Source organism: Vibrio splendidus (genome assembly GCF_003345295.1).
Lineage (GTDB): Bacteria > Pseudomonadota > Gammaproteobacteria > Enterobacterales > Vibrionaceae > Vibrio > Vibrio splendidus_K.
Map to the genome: position 1 here is coordinate 893264 of NZ_CP031055.1, position 24736 is coordinate 917999.

23 protein-coding genes are annotated in these 24736 nt (G+C 43.9%); 9 read left to right on the forward strand and 14 right to left on the reverse strand.

Annotated features, from left to right (window positions below; genetic code table 11):
• Nucleotides 1-103: 103 nt before the first annotated feature.
• The 3 genes from DUN60_RS04005 to DUN60_RS04015 form a co-directional block, all read right to left on the reverse strand.
• Nucleotides 104-1321 (reverse strand): EAL and HDOD domain-containing protein, encoded by a 1218-nt coding sequence (locus DUN60_RS04005; protein ID WP_114633230.1) that lies wholly within the window; start codon nucleotides 1319-1321, stop codon nucleotides 104-106.
• Between the two features lie 123 nt (nucleotides 1322-1444).
• A complete protein-coding gene (lpxH, locus tag DUN60_RS04010; RefSeq protein WP_017078987.1) occupies nucleotides 1445-2179 on the reverse strand; it encodes a UDP-2,3-diacylglucosamine diphosphatase in 735 nt (244 codons plus the stop codon).
• Nucleotides 2180-2263: 84 nt separating this feature from the next.
• Nucleotides 2264-2758 (reverse strand): peptidylprolyl isomerase, encoded by a 495-nt coding sequence (locus DUN60_RS04015; RefSeq protein ID WP_004734582.1) that lies wholly within the window; start codon nucleotides 2756-2758, stop codon nucleotides 2264-2266.
• Nucleotides 2759-2949: 191 nt separating this feature from the next.
• Between DUN60_RS04015 and cysS the strand changes: the two genes are divergently transcribed.
• Nucleotides 2950-4335, forward strand: coding sequence for a cysteine--tRNA ligase (gene cysS, locus DUN60_RS04020; RefSeq protein WP_004734583.1), 1386 nt, complete (start codon nucleotides 2950-2952; stop codon nucleotides 4333-4335).
• 97 nt (nucleotides 4336-4432) lie between these two features.
• Nucleotides 4433-5011, forward strand: coding sequence for a thymidine kinase (locus DUN60_RS04025; RefSeq protein WP_004734584.1), 579 nt, complete (start codon nucleotides 4433-4435; stop codon nucleotides 5009-5011).
• Nucleotides 5012-5146: 135 nt separating this feature from the next.
• On the opposite strand, the gene DUN60_RS04030 is transcribed toward DUN60_RS04025, so the two are convergent.
• The 3 genes from DUN60_RS04030 to DUN60_RS04040 form a co-directional block, all read right to left on the reverse strand.
• Entirely contained in the window at nucleotides 5147-5839 is a 693-nt protein-coding gene (locus tag DUN60_RS04030; RefSeq protein WP_114633231.1) for a YdcF family protein, read from the reverse strand.
• Nucleotides 5832-6686 (reverse strand): NAD(P)H-binding protein, encoded by an 855-nt coding sequence (locus tag DUN60_RS04035; protein WP_114633232.1) that lies wholly within the window; start codon nucleotides 6684-6686, stop codon nucleotides 5832-5834. The genes DUN60_RS04030 and DUN60_RS04035 overlap by 8 nt, the downstream gene beginning before the upstream one ends.
• 114 nt (nucleotides 6687-6800) lie before the next feature.
• Nucleotides 6801-7031 carry a TIGR02647 family protein gene (locus DUN60_RS04040; RefSeq protein ID WP_004734587.1) on the reverse strand — a complete coding sequence of 77 codons (231 nt, stop codon included), beginning with the start codon at nucleotides 7029-7031 and terminating at the stop codon, nucleotides 6801-6803.
• Between the two features lie 257 nt (nucleotides 7032-7288).
• Here DUN60_RS04040 and DUN60_RS04045 point away from each other — a divergent pair, with 257 nt between their 5' ends.
• Both DUN60_RS04045 and focA read left to right on the forward strand, forming a co-directional pair.
• The gene (locus DUN60_RS04045; RefSeq protein ID WP_114633233.1) at nucleotides 7289-8596 is read left to right on the forward strand and encodes an ATPase; all 1308 of its coding nucleotides are present in this window, start codon (nucleotides 7289-7291) and stop codon (nucleotides 8594-8596) included.
• 363 nt (nucleotides 8597-8959) lie between these two features.
• Entirely contained in the window at nucleotides 8960-9802 is an 843-nt protein-coding gene (focA, locus tag DUN60_RS04050; RefSeq protein WP_114633234.1) for a formate transporter FocA, read from the forward strand.
• A gap of 352 nt (nucleotides 9803-10154) precedes the next feature.
• On the opposite strand, the gene DUN60_RS04055 is transcribed toward focA, so the two are convergent.
• Nucleotides 10155-10949 carry an ABC transporter permease gene (locus tag DUN60_RS04055; RefSeq protein ID WP_054546649.1) on the reverse strand — a complete coding sequence of 265 codons (795 nt, stop codon included), beginning with the start codon at nucleotides 10947-10949 and terminating at the stop codon, nucleotides 10155-10157.
• A gap of 437 nt (nucleotides 10950-11386) precedes the next feature.
• Here DUN60_RS04055 and torE point away from each other — a divergent pair, with 437 nt between their 5' ends.
• Genes torE through torA form a run of 3 tightly spaced genes read left to right on the forward strand, consistent with a single transcriptional unit; the run spans nucleotide 11387 to nucleotide 15290 of the window.
• Nucleotides 11387-11569, forward strand: coding sequence for a trimethylamine N-oxide reductase system protein TorE (gene torE / locus DUN60_RS04060; protein ID WP_004734591.1), 183 nt, complete (start codon nucleotides 11387-11389; stop codon nucleotides 11567-11569).
• A gap of 52 nt (nucleotides 11570-11621) precedes the next feature.
• Nucleotides 11622-12803, forward strand: a complete 1182-nt coding sequence (gene torC, locus DUN60_RS04065; RefSeq protein ID WP_114633235.1) for a pentaheme c-type cytochrome TorC — start codon at nucleotides 11622-11624, stop codon at nucleotides 12801-12803.
• A 24-nt stretch (nucleotides 12804-12827) separates the two neighbouring features.
• Nucleotides 12828-15290: a trimethylamine-N-oxide reductase TorA gene (torA, locus tag DUN60_RS04070; protein WP_114633236.1), complete on the forward strand. Its 2463-nt coding sequence runs from the start codon at nucleotides 12828-12830 to the stop codon at nucleotides 15288-15290.
• A gap of 431 nt (nucleotides 15291-15721) precedes the next feature.
• Here the strand turns inward: torA and DUN60_RS04075 are convergent, their stop codons facing one another.
• Nucleotides 15722-16936 carry a putative manganese transporter gene (locus DUN60_RS04075; protein WP_114633237.1) on the reverse strand — a complete coding sequence of 405 codons (1215 nt, stop codon included), beginning with the start codon at nucleotides 16934-16936 and terminating at the stop codon, nucleotides 15722-15724.
• A gap of 201 nt (nucleotides 16937-17137) precedes the next feature.
• Between DUN60_RS04075 and DUN60_RS04080 the strand changes: the two genes are divergently transcribed.
• Nucleotides 17138-18043, forward strand: coding sequence for a manganese-dependent inorganic pyrophosphatase (locus DUN60_RS04080; RefSeq protein WP_114633238.1), 906 nt, complete (start codon nucleotides 17138-17140; stop codon nucleotides 18041-18043).
• A gap of 149 nt (nucleotides 18044-18192) precedes the next feature.
• Nucleotides 18193-18582 (forward strand): DUF2750 domain-containing protein, encoded by a 390-nt coding sequence (locus tag DUN60_RS04085; RefSeq protein ID WP_004734596.1) that lies wholly within the window; start codon nucleotides 18193-18195, stop codon nucleotides 18580-18582.
• A 94-nt stretch (nucleotides 18583-18676) separates the two neighbouring features.
• On the opposite strand, the gene DUN60_RS04090 is transcribed toward DUN60_RS04085, so the two are convergent.
• Genes DUN60_RS04090 through sapA form a run of 6 tightly spaced genes read right to left on the reverse strand, consistent with a single transcriptional unit; the run spans nucleotide 18677 to nucleotide 24731 of the window.
• The gene (locus DUN60_RS04090) at nucleotides 18677-19456 is read right to left on the reverse strand and encodes a DUF2927 domain-containing protein (RefSeq protein WP_114633239.1); all 780 of its coding nucleotides are present in this window, start codon (nucleotides 19454-19456) and stop codon (nucleotides 18677-18679) included.
• A 36-nt stretch (nucleotides 19457-19492) separates the two neighbouring features.
• Nucleotides 19493-20275, reverse strand: a complete 783-nt coding sequence (locus DUN60_RS04095; protein WP_004734598.1) for a peptide ABC transporter ATP-binding protein — start codon at nucleotides 20273-20275, stop codon at nucleotides 19493-19495.
• Nucleotides 20272-21273 (reverse strand): peptide ABC transporter ATP-binding protein, encoded by a 1002-nt coding sequence (locus tag DUN60_RS04100; RefSeq protein WP_017078997.1) that lies wholly within the window; start codon nucleotides 21271-21273, stop codon nucleotides 20272-20274. Before DUN60_RS04100 ends, DUN60_RS04095 begins: the two co-directional genes overlap by 4 nt.
• Nucleotides 21273-22160 (reverse strand): putrescine export ABC transporter permease SapC, encoded by an 888-nt coding sequence (sapC, locus tag DUN60_RS04105; protein ID WP_114633240.1) that lies wholly within the window; start codon nucleotides 22158-22160, stop codon nucleotides 21273-21275. Before sapC ends, DUN60_RS04100 begins: the two co-directional genes overlap by 1 nt.
• Entirely contained in the window at nucleotides 22147-23109 is a 963-nt protein-coding gene (locus DUN60_RS04110; RefSeq protein WP_114633241.1) for an ABC transporter permease, read from the reverse strand. Before DUN60_RS04110 ends, sapC begins: the two co-directional genes overlap by 14 nt.
• Nucleotides 23109-24731, reverse strand: a complete 1623-nt coding sequence (gene sapA / locus DUN60_RS04115; protein ID WP_061022627.1) for an ABC transporter substrate-binding protein SapA — start codon at nucleotides 24729-24731, stop codon at nucleotides 23109-23111. Before sapA ends, DUN60_RS04110 begins: the two co-directional genes overlap by 1 nt.
• Between the last annotated feature and the right edge of the window lie 5 nt (nucleotides 24732-24736).

The following is a 24736-nucleotide window of genomic DNA, read 5'->3' on the forward strand; positions in this document are numbered from 1 at the left end:
AAATGGCCTCTATTAAGAGGCCATATATGAATGCGTTGGAGTTTACCAAGAAACGATCGCTCACCAAAGCTTAGTTTCTATTGAAGCAGCAATGTGAAGTGAACTATTTCAACGAAGGTGATAACAGCTCTTGAGCCCAAGTAGTCGCTTCATCGTAAGCTTGACCAAGTTCCGCTTCACTTAGCTTGAGAAGTTTACGGATGCGCGTTGCTTCGTCCCATCGAGCTTGCTCATAAGCGATAACCATCGCCAAAATTGCACCCAGCACACCTTTTCGTTGAATCAGAGCTTGCTTGATCTCTTCATCGATTGGTACTGAGTCCAAGACTTGCTGTAACGGTTGGTCAAAGAGTGAATCAAGTAGAGAGAACATACCGGTCAAAAAGGCTTGTCCGGGTTCTACCTTTACATTCATTTTTTCTACTAAGAGTTCACACTCACGTGCTCGTAACACGGCTAAACCATAGAGTGAATCCGGCTTATCTTCTTTCGCTGAGGCAATCGCTACCAGTGAAACGAACTTACGCAGCTTTTGCTCGCCAAGGAAAATAAGTGCTTGGCGGAATGAACGAATGGTCGTTGCTGAGCCGCCTGCGGAGTTCACGTAGGCAAGTAACTTGTAAGACAGCGTGACATCTAGCGTAATTAAACGTTCTACTTCGCCAAAGTCGATAGGGTCGTGCGCAATCTCTTTTAACAGCTGAACAATCGTCAAAAACGCAGGGTTGAGAGCGCGAGTTTGAATCATTTCCGGCTTGCTGAAGAAATAACCTTGGAAGTAGGTGAAGCCTGCTCTATTTGCTTCTTGATATTCATCGTAAGTCTCGACTTTTTCTGCGAGGAACTTAATATCCAACCCTTTGAGAGAGTTCATGAACATCGAAGCTTTCGCGATTGAGATCAAACGGATATCAAACTTGATAATTGAAGCGTACGGTAAAAAGCGCTTCCATGCTTTGCTTGGTACAAAGTCGTCTAACGCGATAGTGTAACCCGCGTCATAGATAGCTTTTATTGCTTCAAGTAGTTCGTCTGTTGGTTCGCAGTCTTCAAGAACCTCAACAACGAGGCTTTCTTTGGGGAACAGAGTCGGGACTAAGTTGATTAGGCTTGCATAAGGGAAGTTCACGAACCCCAATTTATCACCCAACGTATTATAGTGAGTTGATAAAAAGTGATCGGAAAGCAAACGGCTAGTAGCGAGCTCCGGCTCTACTTCAGGGAAAGTGTTCTTAGGACCATCCCTGAATAGCAACTCGTAACCTATGGTTTTCTTGTCTGTATCGAGTATTGGTTGACGCGCTACGTATGAATATTTCAACTTGGTACTGTGTTCGGTTTATTTCTGGTAGAGAGATAATAGCTAATTCAGTAGAAATTACCATACACTTTCTATGAAAGTCTGACCGATAATAATAATCAAAGTGAAAGTTTAAGAGTGATGTTAAAAGCGGTTGCTAAACTCTCGATTCTGTAGTTCAAAACTTTGCGGAGTGAACACCAGCACTGAACCTTGCGTATACCAATCACCCAATACGATACGAGTTTTAGTGCAATCATTGACGTTAAAGGTGTGGATGTCAGGGCGATGAGTATGGCCGTGGATCATAAGATCGACGCTGTTTCGTTCCATCACATCTTCCACTTCCTGTTGTGTCACATCCATGATGTCGAGGGATTTGGTCTGCTTGTCATCTTTGATGTCAGATTGAACCTTCGAGACAATTTTCTTCTTGATGAAAAATGGAATTCTGTTGAAGACCCATTGCAGCCAGGGTTGATGCACTTTTTCACGGAAGGCGAGGTATTTTACATCTTCGGTACACAGGGTATCACCATGCAACACCACCGCTTTTTGTCCGTAGATATCGATTGTTGATACTTCATCTAGAAGTTGCACGCCCGTTTGCTTGGCAAATTTTTTACCAACTAAAAAGTCGCGGTTACCTTGAGTGAAGTAGCAAGGTACGCCCGTTTTCACTAAGTCGATAAACGCTTGGCGGATAGAAGTCGCGAACTCACTCTTATCGTCGTCACCAATCCAGAATTCGAAAAGGTCGCCTAACACGTAAAGCGCATCCGCTTCTACGGCTTCTTTCTTCATAAAGGTTAAGAAGCAGTCAGTGATGTCTTGTCGTGACGGAGTAAGGTGCAGGTCTGATATAAAATATGTTTTCATAGGTCTAAAAAAAGGGAGCGATTCGCTCCCTATATCCTGATTTTATCGGCTCATCAATTATTAATACTAACCGAAAGCAAGTGATTAAGCTTCGATTGTAGTACCAGTGATGATCACTTCTTCTAGAGGTACATCTTGGTGCATACCCATAGAACCAGTGCTAACACCTTTGATCTTGTTTACGATGTCCATGCCTTCAACAACTTCTGCGAATACACAGTAGCCCCAACCGTCTAGGCTTTCGCTACGGAAGTTTAGGAAAGAGTTGTCGTTAACGTTGATGAAGAACTGAGAGCTCGCTGAATGCGGTTCCATAGTACGAGCCATTGCTAGCGTACCAACTTTGTTCGCTAGGCCGTTGTTTGCTTCGTTCTTGATAGTTGCACGAGTTGTTTTTTCTTTAAGGCCAGAAGTCATGCCGCCGCCTTGAACCATGAAACCATCGATAACACGGTGGAATAGCGTGTTGTCGTAAAAACCGTCACGGCAATACTGTAGGAAGTTTGCGCTTGTTTCTGGTGCTTTTTCTTCGTTAAGTTGAACTTTGATGTCACCAAAATTTGTGTGAAGGATGATCATGATTGTTACCTTACTGTCTTTTTAATATGAAGTTCGAATTCTAGCGCATGTTGGCGGACTTTCAAATCACCAAATCATTAACTTAACTTGGTTGTTTGAGGTAATTACTGCTTTGGGGGATTACCTAATAACGCATGAATTGATATACTTGACCTCTTATTTTGATTAATACACAAATATAGATAGAGATCATGCTGAAAATTTATAACACACTCACAAGACAGAAAGAGGAATTCAAACCAATTACAGCTGGCAAAGTCGGCATGTATGTCTGTGGGGTAACCATATACGATCTCTGTCACATTGGTCATGGCCGCACGTTTGTTTCTTTCGACGTAGTAACTCGTTACCTTCGTTACCTTGGTTACGATTTGAACTTCGTTCGTAACATTACTGATATCGATGACAAGATCATCAAACGCGCTAACGAAAACGGCGAGTCTTGTGATTCTTTAACTGAGCGCTTGATTGGTGAAATGCATGCAGATTTCGATGCATTGAATATGAAACGCCCAGATGTAGAGCCTCGTGCGACTGAATTCATCACTGAAATCGTTGAGCTTGTTGAAAAGTTAATTGAGCGTGGTTTTGCTTATGTTGCAAGCAACGGCGACGTGATGTTCGAAGTTAAGAAATTTGACGAATACGGTAAGCTTTCAAAGCAAGACCTTGATCAGCTTCAAGCTGGTGCTCGTGTTGATGTTGATTCTGCAAAACGTAGCCCGTTAGATTTCGTTCTTTGGAAGATGTCTAAGCCAGGTGAACCTACGTGGGAATCACCATGGGGTCCAGGTCGTCCGGGTTGGCACATCGAGTGTTCAGCGATGAACTCTTCTATTCTTGGCAATCACTTCGATATCCACGGTGGTGGTTCAGATCTACAGTTCCCGCATCACGAGAACGAAATCGCACAATCTTGCTGCGCACACGGCACACAGTATGTGAATACTTGGATGCACAGTGGCATGGTGATGGTAGACAGAGAAAAAATGTCTAAGTCACTGGGTAACTTCTTCACTATCCGTGACGTACTTCAGCATTACGATGCAGAAACAGTGCGTTACTTCCTAATGTCTGGTCACTACCGCAGCCAACTGAACTACAGCGAAGATAACCTAAACCAAGCTCGTGCATCACTTGAGCGTCTTTACACATCACTTCGTGGCCTAGACGTTACAGCAGCTCCGGCTGGTGGTGAAGAGTACGTGACTCGTTTCTCTACAGCGATGAACGATGATTTCAACACTCCAGAAGCTTATTCAGTACTGTTTGAAATGGCTCGTGAAATCAACCGCATCAAAACTGAAAGTGTCGAAAAAGCAAGTGCACTAGGTGCATTGATGCGTGAACTAGCAGACATCATCGGTATTCTTCATCAAGATCCAGAGGCTTTCTTGCAAGGCGATGCGGCAGGCAACGATGACGAAGTGGCTGAAATCGAAGCGTTGATCAAACTGCGTAACGACTCTCGTGCTTCGAAAGATTGGGCGAATGCCGACCTTGCACGTGACAAGCTAAACGAGTTGGGTATTGTTCTGGAAGATGGTCCAGAAGGTACGACTTGGCGTCGTAAGTAAGTATTATAAAAAGGGCTGATTTTCAGCCCTTTTTTCTAGCAAAAATTCTCTAATTTCACCTTTTTATCTTCAACTTTTAATTAACAGGAATATTTCTGTGGCTCAGATGTATTTTTATTACTCGGCAATGAATGCGGGTAAATCAACAACGCTTCTTCAGTCTTCATTCAACTACCAAGAGCGTGGCATGACGCCAGTGATCTTCACGGCTGCATTGGATGATCGTTATGGTATCGGTAAAGTTAGCTCTCGAATTGGTTTGCAATCTGAAGCTCAACTTTTTAAAAATGACACCAATATGTTTGACGCAATCCAAAAACTCAATGAAGAAGAAAAGCGTCATTGCGTTTTGATTGATGAGTGTCAGTTCTTGTCGAAAGAGCAGGTGTACCAGTTAACAGAAGTGGTCGATAAACTGCATATCCCTGTACTTTGCTACGGTTTACGTACTGATTTCTTGGGTGAACTGTTTGAAGGTAGCCGTTACTTATTATCTTGGGCAGATAAACTGGTTGAGCTTAAAACCATTTGTCACTGTGGCCGTAAAGCTAATATGGTAATCCGTACCGACGAGCACGGTGTGGCGATTGCTGAAGGTGACCAAGTGGCTATTGGCGGGAATGATCAGTATGTTTCTGCTTGCCGTTTGCACTACAAAGAAGCGTTAGGCAAATAATCGGCTTTTTGGTTGATTCTTTTTAAGTGAACAAAGCTGAAATCAACAAGCTCAAGTAATAGCTAAAAATAAGAAACGGTGGCCAAGTGCCACCGTTTTTGTTTTCTGAAAAGGTGTATTGCGTTACTTAAAGTTTTATTCGAAACCCAGTTGCTTCAATGCTTGATAGGCATGATCAACGTCATCGGGGATTGGCATCTCAATTTGAAAGCCTTGGGCTGGGTAGAATTTGATTCGTTCATAATCAGCAATTAATGCGCCCAACACCATGTCTAACGGCAACTCTTCATTAAAGTAATCATCCCAATTTTGCCATTGCGAAGTCACGGTAATTTCTACACTCTCTTCAGGCCATTGTTTACTAAACGTGGCGTAGGTGCGTTTCTCCATAAAGGGCTTCTGTACTAAGGTTAGTCTTTTCGGTGACAACCCTTGCTCAGTCAACAGCTCGTGGGTGAATCGTACATTTTCCCCAGTATTGGTTGCGTGTTTCTCAATGATAATGTCAGAGTCTGGCACGCCAGCATCTCGTGCAATAGCCGCGAATGTTTCGGCTTCTGAACGCTCAAAGCTCCCTTCTGTAAAGCGCCCCACACCGCCAGAAAAAACGATGTATGGAGCAATTTTTTGATGATATAGCTCAGCAGCGTATTCAGCGACACGAGTATCATTACTGCACAACACAAAGATGCAATCTGAAGGCGTAACCTTGTGGCCCATAGACATGAAGTTCCAAAGGGTGTCGATCGAACGATGTAGCTTAATCCTCGATTTATTTGTTACAGATTGCTTAGCTATGTCTTGGTTAGCTATGGATTGATTAGTCATAAAGAGCGTCCAGTGTGGAATCGAATTTAAACGAGTAACCTAAGTCGAGAATCTTTTTCGAAGAGATCAGCTTGTCTGGTGTATCGACCACGAGGGGCAGCGGCTCACTGCTGTTGGCGCTTTTCAGTGCAGCGGCATAAAACTCCGCCTTACTCACCGTGTTTGGGGTCGTAACATTAACCACTTCGTTGCGCAGTTGGTTGATAGCGAAGTTGACCGCGCCAATCGCGTCGTCAAGATGAAGCATGTTGGCAGGAGCTTGAGTGCTGACCTGTTTCAATTTACTTGCAAACCTAGATGGGTGGCGGCTAGGGCCGATTAACCCACTGAAGCGAAGGATAGTGTAGTCGATACCGGAATCAATGATGTACTGTTCTGCTTGTAGCATCACGCGTGCATTGTCCGAAAATGAGTTGGCTTGTTCATCACTCGACGTAGAAATCGCTAATGAGGCATCTTGCTCGTATAAGATCCCTGGCTTGGTCGGGTAGACCGTAGTCGAGCTAACCATGATCAGCTTTTTGACATTGGCTTTCTGACAAGCATTGGTTAGCTGTTGCCAGTATTCAGCATATTCTTGTCCCGCACCTTTTCTAAAGCCGGGAGGGAAGCTACCAATGACGATCTCTGCATTATTTTCGAGTAACAGTGAATAGAGTTGGCCGATAGTATGCTCAGGCTCCGATGAGTCAAAGCTGAAAACTTCACATGGGATACGTTTGTTACCAATGGTGTCTGCACCCGCTCGGGTCGTTTTTGTGACCACCACTTGGTTACCATGTTTTTCTAGATGTTTAGATAAAGGTGCACCGACCCATCCTGCACCAACAATAAATATAGAAGCCATGTGTTCCTCACAACTGCAAATGACGAATTTACAATAAGCCTAACAAACCTTTGGCCAAAAATGAAAAAACTCCACGGCCGAGGCGAGTGGAGTTTTTACTGGAACAATGGAGATTTAGTTTAGTACGCGAAGTAGTTTGTCTGCGCGCTCTGCCATCTGTATACCTTCATCTGTTAGGTAACCGCCGTCTGGCTGAGTACAAAGGTTCTTTTCGAATAGGCGCTTAACAGCGTCTTGAGTTTCTTGAGCTGCCTCTTGATGAACTTTAATTCCAGTAGCGGCACTACTTACATCAAATTGAAGAAGGAGGTTTAAATCAGCAATGTTTTCAGCGTTGTACTTCATAATTAACCTATATATTCATAACGTTCTCTACCTTCACCTTAGTGCGCATTCACGGCTCAGGCAATAGCAAATAAAGAGAATTGATAAGTGATACCAAATTGATTGATTAATCATCGAGTGATGAGTTTATTTTGGTTATATTGGGTGATTTGCATCCACTTAAATCATCAGTGATGTTTATTGCTAAGCGGTTGTAATATATTGTGACTAGAAATAATTTGCATTGAGCGAATATTGTATAAAAAGGATATGCATAAGTGAGAGCGAACAAAGTAGCATTAATGATCAGTATGCTATTTGCTATCGCAGGGTGTCAGAGTACACCTTCAGAGCAGACAGACGCGAACCAAACCACAAACAACAATAACCAATCTACAATCGAGGTCCGTTCATTTCAGTCTGTCCAAAGCGTTTACTCCGAATGGGAGGCTAAGCTCGCAGACCACGCTCAGTTGTCTCTCTATGCTCCAGAGAATTACAATGAACTATTAGACGCTTGGGACGACGCTGAAAGCATTTATGCGGATTTACTGAAAGACGAAACTCGGCTCACCAAGAGTTATTCAATTTTTTCGAGCCTGACTTACGCTGAAGCTTTTGATGAAAAAATTGCGTTGATCAAATCAAACTATGACTCGATATTAGTGCTAAAGAAGAAGGCTGACCGAGTACTAGCGGATTCGATTGTGCAAATGGATTACCTCAAGTTCCTTGGCGCAGATACCATGTTTACCTCGAGCTACAAACGCTTGTATTCAGAATACAGCGAGTTGTTTGAGTATGTGCTGGTCGATGAGCTTGAAGACGCTCAAGAAGCACAGGTGGAGTTTCTTAATAATGCTCGCTTATTGGAAGTTAAAGTGGCACATAAGAAATACATCGAACCATTGAAGGACGAGTTAGAGTTCTTGGAAGATGAAGATTTTGATGACGTTGCTCCACTGACGTTTGCTAAAGCAGCATCTCAAATTGCTTTGGCAGAAAGCCAAGTCAAAGCCAGTCCTCGTGAAAAGTCGATCATTGAAGATGCGGTGCACGCTGCGGAGTTTGAGTTGAACCACGTGCGCAGTGTCGCTCATGAAGTCAAAGTGCTAGCGAGCGTAAAAGGCGACAAATTCGAACAGTCGGTTTTGAATGCAGAGAATCAGTTGTTGAGCATTTCACAAGTCGTTAATGATGAAGATTACCGAGATGTTGGGTTGCGTCAGCAATCTCAGAAAATTGTATCGAGTGTGAAAGCGTTAAAAAGCTTAGATATGACAGCGTCATTAAAGTCAGAAATTGAAACTTTGACTGAACAACTCGCTAAGCTAGAGAGTGATAATCAGAAGCAGGCGCAACAATTGTCTGAGGCGACTAAGCATAGCAATCTTCTAGATGAGCAGATTACCAAGAGTGATGCGCATATTAAGAGTTTAGAAGAGCTAGTGGACAGTTTGAGAAATCTAGGTGGTAAAGTTGCCAATGAAAGTGATTCTGATGTAATCCCTTTGAGTACTGGATCGAATCTAGAGGGCTCTGCTCTAGAACAATCATCAGAAGAAGTGATTGAACCTTCGGTTTAGCATCACTAATTTCTTTATTTGTGATTCAGTTAAAAGCGCCTAAGGGCGCTTTTTTACGTTCTGTTGATCTATATCAAAATCTAGAGGCAACAGCGATCTGTGAGTCATTATAGTGTACGTTATTCCTTTGCTTTCTTTCGTAACTTATTGATATTTATAAGTGTGCCATTTTTTAAGTTGATAACCTTTCATTCAGCATAGTTTTCTTTTTACTACTAAAGTTGTATGAATTTTGAATAACTTGGGCTATTTCCTTTCCACAAGGTTGTGGGAGGTATTTTGAGTCCCAAATAGCTCTTGAATTCAGAAATGAAAGAGAGGATTATCTCGCTCCCGACAACATGTTTCAAAATGTAAATCATCATGAATCTGAACCAATTTGACTCATTATTACCGCCACAAATGGCTGAGCGCGCTGCAGATATTGGCGTAGGTAAAGCAACCAAAGATCCAACCAAATCTTTTCTCCTAGCGATTTCAGCTGGCATACATATCGGTATTGCGTTTGTGTTCTACACAATTGTAACCACTGGCGCTGGTGATTTACCTTGGGGTATTACTCGCGTCCTAGGTGGCCTTGCATTTAGCTTGGGCTTAATCCTCGTTGTTGTTACTGGCGGCGAACTGTTTACCAGTTCGGTGCTCACTCTTGTTGCTCGCGCAAGTGGCAAGATTAGCTGGGGAACCCTAGTAAAGAACTGGGCGACCGTTTATATCGGTAACCTTATTGGTGCTTTATTGCTAGTGGCATGCATGCTTCTGACTAAACAGTACATGTTCGACCATGGGCAAGTGGGTTTGAATACGATGGCCATTTCTCAGCACAAAATGCACCATGGTTTTATCCAAGCTATCGCGCTTGGCATCATGTGTAACGTATTGGTTTGTATCGCGGTATGGATGACATTTAGTGGACGAACACTGACTGACAAAATTGCAGTACTGATTTTACCTGTCGCGATGTTTGTATCATCGGGTTTTGAGCACTGTATTGCGAATATGTTCCAAGTCCCTTTAGCTATCGGTATCAAAACATTTGCTCCAGCTGAATTCTGGACAATGACAGGGGCTAATCCAGCAGACTATGTTGACCTAAACATGATGGACTTTCTGATGAACAACTTGCTGCCCGTTACTATCGGTAACATCATCGGCGGCGGGATCTTTGTTGGCATGTGGTATTGGTTGATTTATTTACGCGATTAATAAAGATGGCGGATCTACAAAGCTTGTGTGACTAGCTCAGTGACAAGATTAGTTAAAGCTCAGTGAAAACATTGAACTGACTTATGACATTTACAAGACGGCCTGCATTGCAGGCCGTTTTTTATTTGTGGAAAACTTACTCGTTGATTTCTTAAATTATCATCTGAACGTTTAACAACGCAGTTCTGCGCGTGTGTATATGTCTTTGAAATCACCCAAGGATCAATGGTAATGATCTTTGCTCGAGCCGAAATGGACAAAAAAGGATCTATATTGATTTGGTTATCCACAATTTCTGTGGATAACCTGTATCAAATTCAGTGAGTAACCAGATCTAAGAGGAGACGGGAGGTTATTTTGAAGGCTGTATTTGAGCGAGAACTCGCCCTTCTTTGGTCAAGGAAGTCTTTAACGATAGATGAAGTACAAGCGCTAAGGAGCAGCTCATCATCACGAAAATAGCCAACATGATCATCAGTTGATACTTAATTGCGATCATTGGTGAAGCTCCCCCTAAGATTTGTCCTGTCATCATCCCCGGTAGCGTTACTAAGCCTGTGGTTGCCATTGAGGCCATAATAGGAGACATCGCTTTCTGTATAGCATTACGCACAAAAGGCGCTGCAGCATAGGAAGGAGACGCGCCTAACGCGATTGCTGCTTCATATTCTGATTTCTGTGTTTCAAAAGCACCAAACAGGTTCTGCAATGCCACTATATTACTGCTTAAGCTATTACCCAATAACATCCCTGCGATCGGGATAAGGTACTGAGCGTTAAAAACCGGTGTTGGTTTAATGATAAATAAGCAGATGAACAAGACAATGGGTACACAGGTTACCGCTAGGCTCACAGCGACAGGGACTAACAAGAGGTTTCGGGGTAACTTGGACTTTTCAACAATCGAGCTTGCCCCAACGATAATCATCGTAAATAACCACAGTAAATTGACCCACAAGCTATTCAAAGTGAACAGGTATTCTAGGTAGAGGCCAACCAGAAATAGCTGAACAGTCATGCGAATGATGCTGATAGAAGCCTCTTTTCCAAGGCCAAGTTTTAGCTTGTGGTTGATTACAATTGGCAGCAAGAGAAGTGAACTGAAAAACAATAATTGCCACCAAGATATATCAATAACGTCTTGCATAATGCTTCCTTTTAATAAGGCTTCTATCATATCTGAAAGTGCCAAATGATGCATTTCGACTGCAAAGTCATCGATTCTAAAAACGATCAATCATTTAACATTCAAAGTACAAAATAATGGTTATTTGAGGGTTTTTTGGCTACTACTTAGTAGGTAAAACGTTAAAATTGGTTACAATGTGGTTGCGCAAATGTTGGTTTTTAACATTTGTGAAATATACTTAATTCTTCACATTTGTTAATACTTTTTAATAACTTTGTTTAACTAAAAACAAGTTTGGATGACCTCAAAAAAGTATTGATTAGCAAGGGATATAACAGGAGATTTGATTGAACCCTACTTTGTGTATGGTCTAAAATTTGTTGTTAGATACTCAAGAACTTTAGCTCCTTAGAATGAGCTACTCGAAATTACTAAATACAAAATAGGCAAAATGTATGAGTGATGTTAATAAAATTGAAACTGGCGAAAAACGCTCGTTGGAGTGGAAGTCATTCCTCTTCATTGCAGTGGTTCTCTTTCCAATATTAAGTGTGGCTTTTGTAGGAGGCTACGGCTTTCTAGTTTGGGCACTGCAAGTGTTTGTATTAGGTCCTCCAGGTGCACACGGCGGCATGTAATGCCCTCTTGCTATCACATTTTTATTAGAACTAATTTTTAAGAGAGCTAAACATGAAATCATTTTTAGTTAAATTATGGCGCACAATGACTCGCCCAGCAGTACACATCAGTCTTGGTGTACTAACTATGGGTGGCTTTATCGCCGGTGTTATTTTCTGGGGCGGTTTTAATACAGCGCTAGAACATACAAACACAGAAGAGTTCTGTGTAAGCTGTCACACCATGCGTGACAATGTATACGTAGAACTACAAGAAACGGTTCACTGGAAAAACACTTCTGGTGTGCGTGCTACTTGTCCTGACTGTCACGTTCCACATGAATGGACAGCAAAAATTGCTCGTAAGATGCAAGCATCTAAAGAAGTCTTCGCTCAAGTATTTGGTGACCTAGATACGCCTGAAAAATTCGAAGCTCGTCGTATCGAGCTGGCTAAACACGAATGGGATCGTTTCTCTTCGAACAAATCTCTAGAGTGTAAAAACTGCCACAACTACGATTCAATGGATTTCGAAAACATGCGCCCAACAGCGCGTATCCAGATGAAGAATGCGGCAGAGCGTGATCAAAGCTGTGTTGACTGTCACAAAGGTATTGCTCACAACCTTCCATTAGATATGGCATCAGCGAGCGGCATTGTTGGCGAGCTAGAAAATGTAGCAAGCAGCACATCTTACGCAAATGGTTCTGATGTGATTTCTATTCGTCACCTACCAATGTACACAGATGAAACAGCAACAGTTGAAGCGGGTCTACTAAGCCCTGCAAGTAAAGTTGCGGTTATCGACGAAAAAGGCGACATGATCAAGATTCAAATCGACGGTTGGCATAAAGCGAAAGGCTTCGGACGTGTAATCCAAGAAGACTTCGGTATGAACATCTCGACTGCAATCTTGACGAAAGAAGTATCTCAAAGTGACGTTATCACTGTTGGTGAGAAGAAAGAAGATGAGCTTACTGGCCTTCCATGGGAAGAAGTTAACCTAGCACTTTGGATGAAGAAAGAGTCTATGGTTGATAACTTCGATCCAATCTGGAACGCAGCGGGTCAAGCGTACCAATCTAACTGTTCAACGTGTCACTCACAGCCAGATGAAGCTCACTTCAGCGCTAACGGTTGGGTAGGCATGCTAGATGGTATGATTGCGTTCGTTAACTTCGATACAGATACAGAAGCACTTGTTCTTAAGTATCTACAGAAGCACTCATCAGATTTTTCTGAAGGCCATCACTAATAAGACGTCAATTGGAGTAACACAATGGCAATTACAAGAAGAAGTTTTCTGAAAGGTGTCGCTACTACAAGTGCGGCATCGGTTATCGGTCCAAGCTTATTGGCGTCGGCATCAGCGTCTGCTGCAGAAACAGACGGCGCGTGGAAAGTCTCTGGTTCTCACTGGGGTGCATTCCGAGCTCGCGTTTACGCGGGTAAAGTGCAAGAAATTAAACCTTTAGAAATCGATCAACACCCAACTGAGATGTTGAAAGGTATTAAAGGTATTATCTACAGTCCATCACGTGTGCGTTACCCTATGGTTCGCCTAGATTGGTTGAAGAAGCATAAATACAGCGCAGACACGCGTGGTAACAACCGCTTTATTCGTGTGACTTGGGATGAGGCACTAGACCTTGTTTACCGCGAACTAGAGCGCGTACAGAAAGATTACGGTCCATGGGCACTTCACACCGGTCAAACTGGTTGGAGACAAACGGGTCAGTTCCACAGCTGTACTAACCATATGCAACGTGCAATGGCACTTCACGGTTACTCTGTGAAGAAAATCGGTGACTACTCAACAGGTGCTGGTCAAACGATCATGCCTTACGTGCTAGGTTCGACTGAAGTTTACGCACAAGGTACATCTTGGGAACTTATCCTAGAAAACAGTGACAACATTGTTCTTTGGGGTAACGATCCAGTTAAAAACCTTCAAGTAGGTTGGACATGTGAGACTCACGAGTCGTTCGCATACCTAGAACAACTGAAAGAGAAAGTTGCTAAGAAAGAGATCAACGTTGTTTCTGTTGACCCTGTTCAAAACAAAACAGGCCGTTACCTAGAAAACGAGCAGATGTACATCAACCCACAAACTGATGTGGCGTTCATGCTTGGTGTTGCTCACGTTCTTTACAACGAAGACCTATACGACAAGAAGTTCATCGAAACTTACTGTCTAGGTTTTGAAGACTTCATCAAGTACGTTCAAGGTGAAACGAAAGATAAAGTTGAGAAGACACCAGAGTGGGCTTCGGCTATCTGTGGCGCAAGCGCGGACTCTATCCGTGAATTCGCTAAGATGCTGGTTAACGGTCGTACGCAAATTCTTGTTGGTTGGAGTATCCAACGTCAAGAGCACGGTGAGCAGCCTTACTGGATGTGTGCAGTTATCGCAGCAATGGTTGGCCAAATTGGTCTTCCGGGCGGTGGTATCTCTTACGGTCACCACTACTCAGGTATCGGTGTATCTTCAACTGGCTTCGCTGCTCCGGGTTCTTTCCCGTTGAACATCGACCAAGGTCAATCACCTAAACACACGAATACAGATTACAACGGTTATAGCCGCGTAATTCCAGTAGCTCGTTGGGTTGATAGCTTGCTTGAACCAGGTAAAAAGATCAAAGCGAACGGTTCTACTGTAACGCTACCAGACATTAAGATGATGGTATTCAGTGGTAACAACCCGTGGCACCACCACCAAGATCGCAACAAGATGCGTAAAGCATTCAAGAGTCTACAAACTGTAGTGGCTGTTGATTTCGCTTGGACTGCAACTTGTCGTCACTCTGATATCGTGCTTCCAGCATGTACTCAGTGGGAACGTAACGATATTGATGGCTATGGCGCGTACTCTGGCCGTGGTTTGATCGCAATGCACAAGCTAGTGGATCCTCTGTTCCAGTCTAAGACGGACTTCGAGATCATGTCTAGCCTAACTAAGCGTTGGGGTCGTTACAACGATTACACGCGTGGTATGGACGAAATGCAGTGGGTTAAATCTCTGTATGACGAATGTCGTGCATCAAACGAAGGCAGCTTCGAAATGCCTGAGTTTGCTGAGTTCTGGGAGAAAGGTTTCCTAGACTTCGGTAAAGGTAAGCCATGGACTCGTCACGCTTCATTCCGTGAAGATCCAGAGATCAACGCACTAGGTACTCCTTCTGGTTTCATCGAAATCACAAGCCGTACTGTTGGCAACATGGGTTACGAGCACTGTCAAGAACACCCAATGTGGTTCGAGAAATCTGAACGTTCACATGGTGGTCCAGGCTCTGACAAACACCCGTACTGGCTACAATCTTGTCACCCAGACAAGCGTCTTCACTCTCAGATGTGTGAATCTGAAGAGTGGCGTGCGACTTACGCGGTACAAGGCCGTGAGCCTATCTACATCAACCCAGTCGATGCTAAGAAGAAAGGCATCAAAGATGGCGATGTAGTACGTGTGTTCAACGACCGTGGTCAACTACTAGCAGGTGCTGTTCTAATGGATAGCTACGCTCCTGGTGTTGTTCGTATCGAAGAAGGTGCTTGGTACGGCCCGATCAACGAGAAAGTGGGTGCGCTAGATACATACGGCGATCCAAACACACTAACTCAAGACATCGGTACGTCTGAACTTGCTCAAGCAACGTCAGCAAACACATGTTTGGTTAACTTCGAGAAGTTCCAAGGCAAACTGCCTCCAGTAACTTCATTCGGTGGTCCAATCGAAGTTTCTTAAGTCTTGTACTTAAGAACCAAGACTAAAGCTTGAATTAAAGCCCCTGTAAGTACTCTTACAGGGGCTTTTTGTTTTTCTAGTGTACGTGTTGGGATTTCTAACTAAGCATTGTAACAGCGCCAGAGGGGCGTTTTTGAGACCAGCTGTAACGTGCTGTTTGAGGTAGGCTGTAGAAACATAAAGCATTAGCATGAAGCCGGAAGGGAATGCACAAAGGACCTGTTGTAAGGGCTTAGGCAGATGGAAACAAAAAGGCCGATACAAAGTACCGACCTAATAGAAACCTATGGAGTAAAGCTAAAACCTTGAATAAAAGCTTAAGCCTCGGATATAAACTTAAGCTTAAATTGTAAACCTAAGCTTAAATTGTAAACCTAAGCTTAAATTGTAAACCTAAGCTCCAATTATAAACCTAAGCTTCGAACGTAAGCCTAAAGTTCGAACATAAACCAGTAACCGTATGCACAAATCAAAGCGGGAACACTGGAATACAAGGTCGCGACAAGAGCGGCTTTCGGTGCCATCGCAATCGCAGGGAATAGCGCATCACCGTCATTAGAAATTGCGTTACCTACCTGAGCTGATAGTGGCAGTGCACCAGAAAGGTATAGGCTAGTGACCAGCAATTGCGGACCACACCCCGGTAGCAATCCCATCAACACTCCCGCCAGGGGGAGCATCATGCCCCAGCTTGAGAATAGCGTCGCAAAATCGACATTTGCTATCACAGAGCCAAATTCGAAGAAAAGAAAAGCAACCACCACCCATGCAGTAACGAAGTTAGTATCTTGAGCCGTTTTTTGTAGTGGATGAGAGCCTACACATTTCTCGTCTTCACTGACGGCTGACTTGTAATCTTCAATTTCACGGGTGAGACCCCATAGAAACATCGAGCTAATCAGCAAAATAGTTCCTGCCCATTCCATCGACATTTCGGGCAAAGCGAGCAACTCATTCACATCCACTTGAAAAGAGCCAAGTAGGGCAACCGCAGCACCTGGAATAATGAGTACAGACCATAGATAACCTTGTAGGTTGATCGCTTTTTTCGATACTGCTTCTTTGTCTTGAGATTGAGAAGCACAGCTTCTCACCGCTTCATTTTTCTCTGCTTTTTTTGGGCGCAAGAAGTCATCTGCGTGAAACAAGTTAATGATTCGACCTGACGCAGTTCCGACAATCACGCCCATCGCCATCATGGCTAAACCAGTCTTGGGTTCGCTTGCAATGAGCAGGAAGGCCGCATCACCCATGGTTGAGACGAGAACAGCAACAACTGCGCCAAATCCGAGTTTGCCCGAGATAAATTGTGTGGTAACCACGATCGCACCGCCACAGCCGGGTAGCGCCCCCATAAGTGCAGCGAATACAACTTGGTTTGAACGGGATTGATGGACGAGCTTGTTGAAGACGTTATCTTTGTTGATATACAGGCTTAACCCGTGGTAAATCGCTAAGGTCAAAGCAACATAACAAGACACGGCCCAAAAGGCGTCTGACAAGGTAGTGACCGTCAATTCTCGCGTGGCAGGCGCCATAACTAAAGCTGCAAGTGAGATAGGTAAAAGCAGGCGCTTAAATGACAGTGAAAACTGAGTTGTTTTCGCAGCGCTACTGCTTGGCAAAAAAGAGATTAGTCGATCCATAGGTGTTACTCAAAATTAGTGGCTTAAGATAAATATATACGAATGATAATAATTATCAATTGCATTTGTTGTTTTTTTATCTATTGTTACCATTGGCTAAACCTACGAAACATGACCAACCTGAAAAAATGAGGTAAAGTATGGCTAATAAAGAGAGACTCTAAAGGTAGAGTCATAATTGTTAGTGTAATAGGAAGAAACATGATTTTAGTTGTTGGTCACAAAAACCCTGATAGTGACAGTATTTGTAGTGCGTTAGTTGCAACAGAGCTTCTTAAAGCTCGTGGCGAGGAAGCGACACCAATTCGCCAAGGCGAGATCAACCGCGAAACTCAACACATTCTAGAAGTCGCTGGTGCTGAAAAACCAGAACTTCGTACTTCTGTTGCTGGTGAAAAAATCTGGCTAGTAGACTACTCAGATCTAGCACAAGCACCGGACGATGTTGCTGAAGCTGAGATCGTAGGTATTGTCGATCACCACCGTTTAGGTGACGCGATGACAGTTAACCCTATGGAAGCTTGGATCTGGCCTGTTGGTTGTACAAATACTGTACTTTTCAACATGTTCAAGATTGAAGGTCACGCTATCTCTCAACAAATCGCTAAACTGATGATGTCTGCAATTCTTTCAGACACGGTTGGTTTTGCTTCTCCAACATGTACTCAAAAAGACAAAGACGCGGTTGCTGAGCTTGCTGAAATCGCTGGCGTGACTGACATTGATGCATTCATCAAAGCGCTTCTAATCGCTAAGACAAACATCGAAGGCCTATCTGCTGCACAACTAGTAGAAAAAGACCTTAAAGGCTACCCATTCAACGGTCGTGATGTTGTTGTTGGTCAAGTTGAGCTTGCGACTCTTGAGCAAGTAGATGGCATGATTGAAGCGCTAGAAGCGGATCTTGAAGAACGTTGTGAGAAAGACGGTCTAGCATTTGCTGCGGTAATGCTAACAGACATCACTACTGCGCAAACTCACCTTCTATACAAAGGCGAGTGGGCTGATAAACTGGTTAAGCACGAGAAAGACGGCGTATTAATGATGGAAAATACATTAAGCCGTAAGAAGCAAGGCTGGCCTTGGTTACAGGGTGAGCTTGTTTAATCAAGTCGCTTAATTATAAACGCCTGCTAATTTAGCAGGCGTTTTTCTTTGAAGTGGATTTTCTTCTTCATCGAAAATGTTTGAAGTTAAAAGCTCTCGGCATAAAATAGCTTTAAGAGCAAAGTTACTGACTAAAGTAGGAAATTAAGATGACTACACAGCTAGACGATAAAAAAATCGCTGAAATCAATAAGTATACGGGTGAGCAACGCCTAAAGTACTGTGTGAAAGAAATCGTAGCGAACCGTGAAGTATGGATCTTAACCGATGAACACGGTTGTGTAATGCTGAACACAGAAGATGAAGACTGTGTTCCAGTATGGCCAAATCAAGAGTTTGCTGAATCTTGGGCTACGGGTGATTGGTCTGAGTGTAAAGCTGAGTCTATCTCGTTGAACAAATGGCACAGCCGTTGGACTAACGGTCTAGAAGACGACGAGCTTGCAGTGGTTGTGTTCCCGAACGAGCAAGAAGAAGGCGTAATCTTGTTCCCTGATGAGTTCGATTTCGAATTAAAGAAGCAAGCTGCTAAGCGCTAATTCTGCCGCAATACAGTTCTTAAGTCAGCGTTGCCTTTTTTAGGCAGCGCTATCATTCAATTATCCCATCTAAGCTATTTACAACGCATTTTCGTTAGTACCCAATCAACTGATACAACGGCGCTTGCTGTGCGGCTTTTGAAGCTTGTTGAAGCACACCTGTTTTACTGTACCTCTTGAGTATCTTTCGAACGACAGGTTTTACTTCAGATTTTGTCATTCCAGCTTTCAATTCTGGTTCATACAACAGCTTTAGTAGTACCACATCTAGTGGTGATAATAAGTCTTCTGGCGTATGGTCATTAAAAATAGAAGGGTAGGCTTTATCTGAATCATTCGGCAGGCCTAGAACCTGTGTGATTTCTTCCACGATACAGGCGACGAGCTTACCTCGAGATCTTGCTTGATCAACGGGAATAACAATCCCAGCGTAAACAATCTCACCTTTAGAATTAGTTCGATAACCCGCCGTGCAAATAGCGTTGTTTAGATGCTGAGTTGATTTGAGTTTGAGCACCGATTTCGCCTCAGATACCCACTGACTTTGCCGCGTGTATATCCATTTTACGTTCGCTTCAGACTCTTTGTTGACGATTGTTATCGGGTGCTGAGTGACTTCGGATAAGTGTCGGATATGAAGCTCTGTGAGCTCTTGATGCAGTTCTTCATCACCCACTCGATGATCGATCCAAATCTTGATCGGTTGTTTCCATTTGGCTAGTGGCTTGTTGCCTTGGGAATATTCGTGTTGAAGTGCGACGTTATAAAAGGCAGTTTCGACGAAGCTTCTATCTAACCAAGTGAGCGGTGTGCTTGCTGCGTTAAAGGAAAACAGCGCCAACAAGAGGGGAAGCATTGAAGCTATTCTTAACATAGTTTTCCCCTCTGTTGAATGTAGCGTGATTCGAGATTAGTGGTTCGGCGCTTTGGAGAAATGGCTCTCAACCAATCTTTGGGTGATTTGGTGAGTTGGGTTGGTCAGCACTTGATCCGTTTCCCCACTCTCAACCACATTACCTTCGTGCATGACGATGATTTTGTCGGTGATGTGCTTAACAATACCAAGGTGTTGAGATACGTAGACGAAGGACACACCCATCTCTTCTTGTAGCTCTAAGAACAAATTGATGATTTGAGAGCGCATTGCCATGTCCAAACCATTCAACGCTTCATCAGCAACGATGATCGATGGTTGAAGAATCAAGGCACGAGCCAAACAAACTCTCTGTTTCTGGCCTGCCGCCAGCATCTGTGGGTAAAAGTAAGCATGTTCCGGTAGTAGACCCACACGTAATAGGGTGTCTTTCACACGACGCATACGGGCTTCTGGTGGCATATTGGTGTTTCGCTTTAATGGACCTTCAAGAATTCGACCAATCTGAATGCGCGGGTTAAGCGAGGTGTTCGGATCTTGGAAGATCATTCGAATCAGCTTACAGCGAGTCGAGTAGTCCTTGTGCTCTAGCTTTTCACCGTTCACACGAATCTCGCCCGCAGTTGGCTCTACCATGCCCGCTAGCATTCTTGCTAATGTCGACTTTCCTGAACCATTCTGACCGATAAAACCAATCGTCTGTCCCGCCTCAAGCGAAAAGCTGACTGGTTTCACTGCCTGATGAATCTTTTTACGGAAAAGACCAGAGCGAGTCGTAAAGTCTTTAGATAAATCAATGACTTCTAATAATGCACTCATGATTTCTTTTTCTTCTCCATATTAAGAGGGAAGTGACAATTGAACTTATGGTTTTTGATTCGTTTGGTATAAGGAATCTCAACACATTGCCTTTGCGCATACGGGCAACGTGGTCCTAGTCGACAACCAATAGGAAGGTGCTGCAACGGAGGGATTGAACCTGGCAAAGACTGTAGCTTCTCTTTATGAGGAATCCAGTCGTTAAAGTCAGGCATCGCTTTCAGTAGAGCGACGGTATATGGGTGTTTAGGTGCATCTAACAGCTTCTGCGTATCCGCTGATTCCACAGACTGACCACAGTACATAACGGTAATGCGAGTTGCCCATTGGGTAATGGTGGTTAAGTCATGGCCGATCAGCACGATGGTCGTGTTATTGATCTGATTCATACGACTCAACAGACGCAATATTTGAGACTGTGTGATCGGATCTAGATCGTTGGTTGGTTCATCAGCGATCAAGACTTTTGGTTTGGCTGCGATCGCCATGGCGATCATGACTTTTTGACACTCACCATCGGTCAACTCATAAGAGTAACTATCCATAAGACGAGAGTGATCTTTAATACCGACTTTGTGCAGTAGAGCGATGGCCTGTTTCTTACGCCATTTGAATCTCTGCCACCACCGACCTTCAAACGAATAGGAAGGAATCGCTTCAATCAGTTGATGGCCCACTTTTTCAGATGGATCAAGACAGGAGGATGGCTCTTGAAAGATCATCGCGATATCACGAGCAATAACTCGGCGTCGTTCTTTGGGTGTCAGTTGCAGGAGGTCGATATTGCCAAGGCGCATTCGGTCGGCAGATACTTTCCAGTTTTCTTTACAAACCCCAACGATCGCTTTTGCAACCAAGCTCTTGCCTGAGCCTGATTCACCTACTAAGCCGCGAATTTCCCCTTCATTGAGGGTAAGACTCATTCTATCAACGGCTTTAACCATCCCTTGAGGGGTCTCAATCTCGATGGTTAGATGTCGAATATCAAGTAAAGGCATTATTCGATTCCTGCATTTAGCGCTTGGCGAACACCTTCACCGACGAGGTTAATCACGATCACTGTAAACATAATGGCTAAACCGGGTAGGGTTACTGTCCATGGTGCGAGGTAAATCAGCTCTACAGAGTCACCCAAGATTGAGCCCCATTCGGTACTTGGTGCTTGAGCGCCAAGCCCTAAGAAACCCAAAGCCGTGATATCAAGAATGGCGACTGACAATGCCAGTGTAATTTCAAGTGCCACCACGGTAAGAATATTAGGAAGGATTGAATTCCATAACAGGTAGAAGTCGTTCGCACCATCAAGGCGAGAAGCCAAAATATAGTCTTTTTCTACCTCAGCGTGCACGGCAATGTATACCGAACGAATAAAGCGTGGAATCAATGCTAAACATAAGGCAAGCAAGATATTAAACTCGCCAAAACCAAGAAACGCCACGAAGATAATTGCTAGTAACAGAGACGGAATCGACATAACGGTATCAAGCAGGTGGTTTAGCGTGCTTGATAGTAATCCACGAGTCATCCCCGCAAGTACGCCAATCAGGCAGCCGATGACCGCTGCAATGAAGGTGATGATAACTGCTGCGCCAAAGGTCAGCTGCGAACCAATGATCAGACGAGAAAGAATATCTCGGCCTAAGTCATCGGTACCTAAGAAATACTCAACTGTTCCTGAGGGATCCCAAGAGGGTGGGGTTAACAGGTGTCCCGTTTGTTCTTGAGCATCATGCGGAGCTAGCCATGGTGAAGTGACGGTGATTAGAATGATTAAGGCCAAACACCACAGTCCAAACATAGCGAGATTATTGCCACGGAAGCTGCGCCAGAAACGCTCGAACTGGGTTGGAATCTGCTCTTCTTGGTAGACGTTATTTGTTAGCATACCATTCCTTCCTTACCAGTGGATTAACCATCGCGCCCAATAGATCGGACAGAATGTTTGCGGTCAAAACCAAGGTTGCTACCACGATTACGCCAGCTTGAATTGAAACGTAATCTTGATTAGATAAAGCATCCAATAACCAGCGGCCAATACCCGGCCAGTTAAAGATAGACTCGGTAATAATAGCGAGCGTTAACATACTTGATAGTTGAACGCCGACCTTAGGAATAATCGGTGGTATCGCATTTCTTAACACGTGTTGCATCACGATCTCTCTGGTAGATAGACCTTTAATTCGCGCCGCGCGGATGTAGTTTTGCGTCATCACTTCAGCCACTGACGCTCTCATCAGTCGAATTACCTGAGTCGTTGGGGCGAGTGCCAATACAAGACAAGGTAACGCCATATGTTCGATAACACTCTGCAGTGCGTGTGCTCGATAACGACCTTCAGCAAAAAAGGCATCAATGATAGCAAAGCCAGTGACGTGTTCAATTTCGTAAAGTAGATCGTATCTGCCGCCCACTGGAAACATTTCAAAGTGTAAAGAGAACACCATGATCATCAGTAGTGCGACCCAAAATATAGGTGCAGAGTAACCAGCCATTGAAGTAAACGATATGGTGGTATCGACAAACTTGCCCTGTCTCATGCCAGCAATAGTGCCGAAAGGGATGCCGATAAACAACGCAAGCACAAAAGCAAAGAAACACAGTTCTAACGTTGCAGGGAATACCACGACAAGCTCATCGATGATAGGCGCTCCGTGTTTGCTCAAGCCAAAGTTCAGTGTCGATAATTCTGTGATGTAGCTAAGCCAACCGGGCCAAAAATCTTGAATCGCCCAAGGTGAGGTTTGGTCTAGTCGAAGCAGAGCGAACCCCACTAACGTCAGGATCCCCAGTGTAATAATGAATAAGTTTACACGTCTTAATGTATACCAAAACATCACTGCACCTCTCTTCTGACTTGATCAAAAGGTTGAGCATTGAACGGGCTCTGCTTAAAGCCACTTAGCGAACGATCGTGCACGCGGAATTGCACGCCATGAGCGAGAGGAATCACAGGAACTTCTTCATTGAGAATGTTTTGGGCTTGTCGATACAAGTTCACACGGTGCCTTTGTTGATTGATCTCTAATGCTAAGTCGAGAAGGAAATCAAAGTCTGAATTACACCACATAGAGACGTTTAATCCTGCTCGTTCTGAGCTACATGAAAGAAGCGGACGTAAGAAGTTGTCCGGGTCGCCCGTATTGCCGATCCAACCTGTGAGCAACAAGTCTGTTGAGGAAATGGATGACAGCTGCGTACGATCAAATCGGTCGTCGGTATAGAGCTTAAGTTCGATACCAATATCAGCTAAATTTGCTTGGATTAATTCTGCCGTTTTCCTTGGGCTCGGATTGTAGGCTCTTGGCTCTAATGGCACCCACATTGAAAGCTCTAGCCCAGGTTCTACCCCGGCTTCTTTAAGAAGCGCAACTGCGTAGTTGCGGTCATAGCGAACTTGAACACTGTCTTTTTGATAAGCCCAAGAAGTAGGGGGAAGTAAGGTGTAGGCTTTTGTACCTGTACCGTAGTACACAGAATCAAGAATGTTCTGACGATTGATAGCTAAGTTCAGCGCTTTGCGCACTCGTGAGTCACGCAGTGCAGGGTGCTCGGTGTTCAGTGCGATGAAAGAGACATTAACCGCAGGCGTGGCGGAAATCTTCAACTCTTCATGTGCTTGAATAATAGGAATCTGACTAGAAATCGGTGAGTTCAATACATCACACTCACTACGAAGTAGCTTGGCAAGAGTCCCTGTCCCACGTTGTGAAGTATCAAACACAACTTGGTCCATTTCTACGTCACCCTTCCAATAGTGCTTGTTCTTTTTCAAGCGTACTAGGTCGTTTATTTGATATTCATCCAAGTAGAAAGGACCTGTGCCAACGGGCTTGGAGTCTATTTCATTTTTTTCATCCGTAGCAATGAGTTTATTGGCATATTCTTTAGAGTGAATGACCGCATAGCTGGTGGCGATATTGTTGAGGAATGAATTGTCTGGGCGACTTAATTGGAATTTCACTGTCAGGTCATCAACCGCAGTGATATCGACGATCAGGTTTTGGAAGTCGATACCAGCAAACCATGGGTATAGGCCGCCGCCCACATAATGAAATGGGTTTGAGCTATCAATGATTCGCTCAAAACTAAAGACCACATCTTGTGCATTCATACTGCGAGTTGGGGTAAACCAGTCTGTGGTTTGAAACGCAACATTAGGGCGCAGTTTGAAAGTGTACTCTGTACCCGATTCATCGACAGACCAGCTTGTTGCCAAGTTCTGTTTTGGTCGATAAGTCATTGGATCAAGAGTGAGCAGTGTATCGAAAATTTGAGGGCTCAGCGATTCTGAGGTAATGCCACTATCAACCAGTTGTGGGTTGAAAGTACTAGGATTACCTTGGCCGCAATAAATGAAGCCTTTTTCACGGATTTGCTCGTGATTCACACTCTCACCACATCCAGCTAAAAAGCTCAGCGTGCAGATGCTCAGTGATAGTCTTATTAGTGCTTTCATAAAAA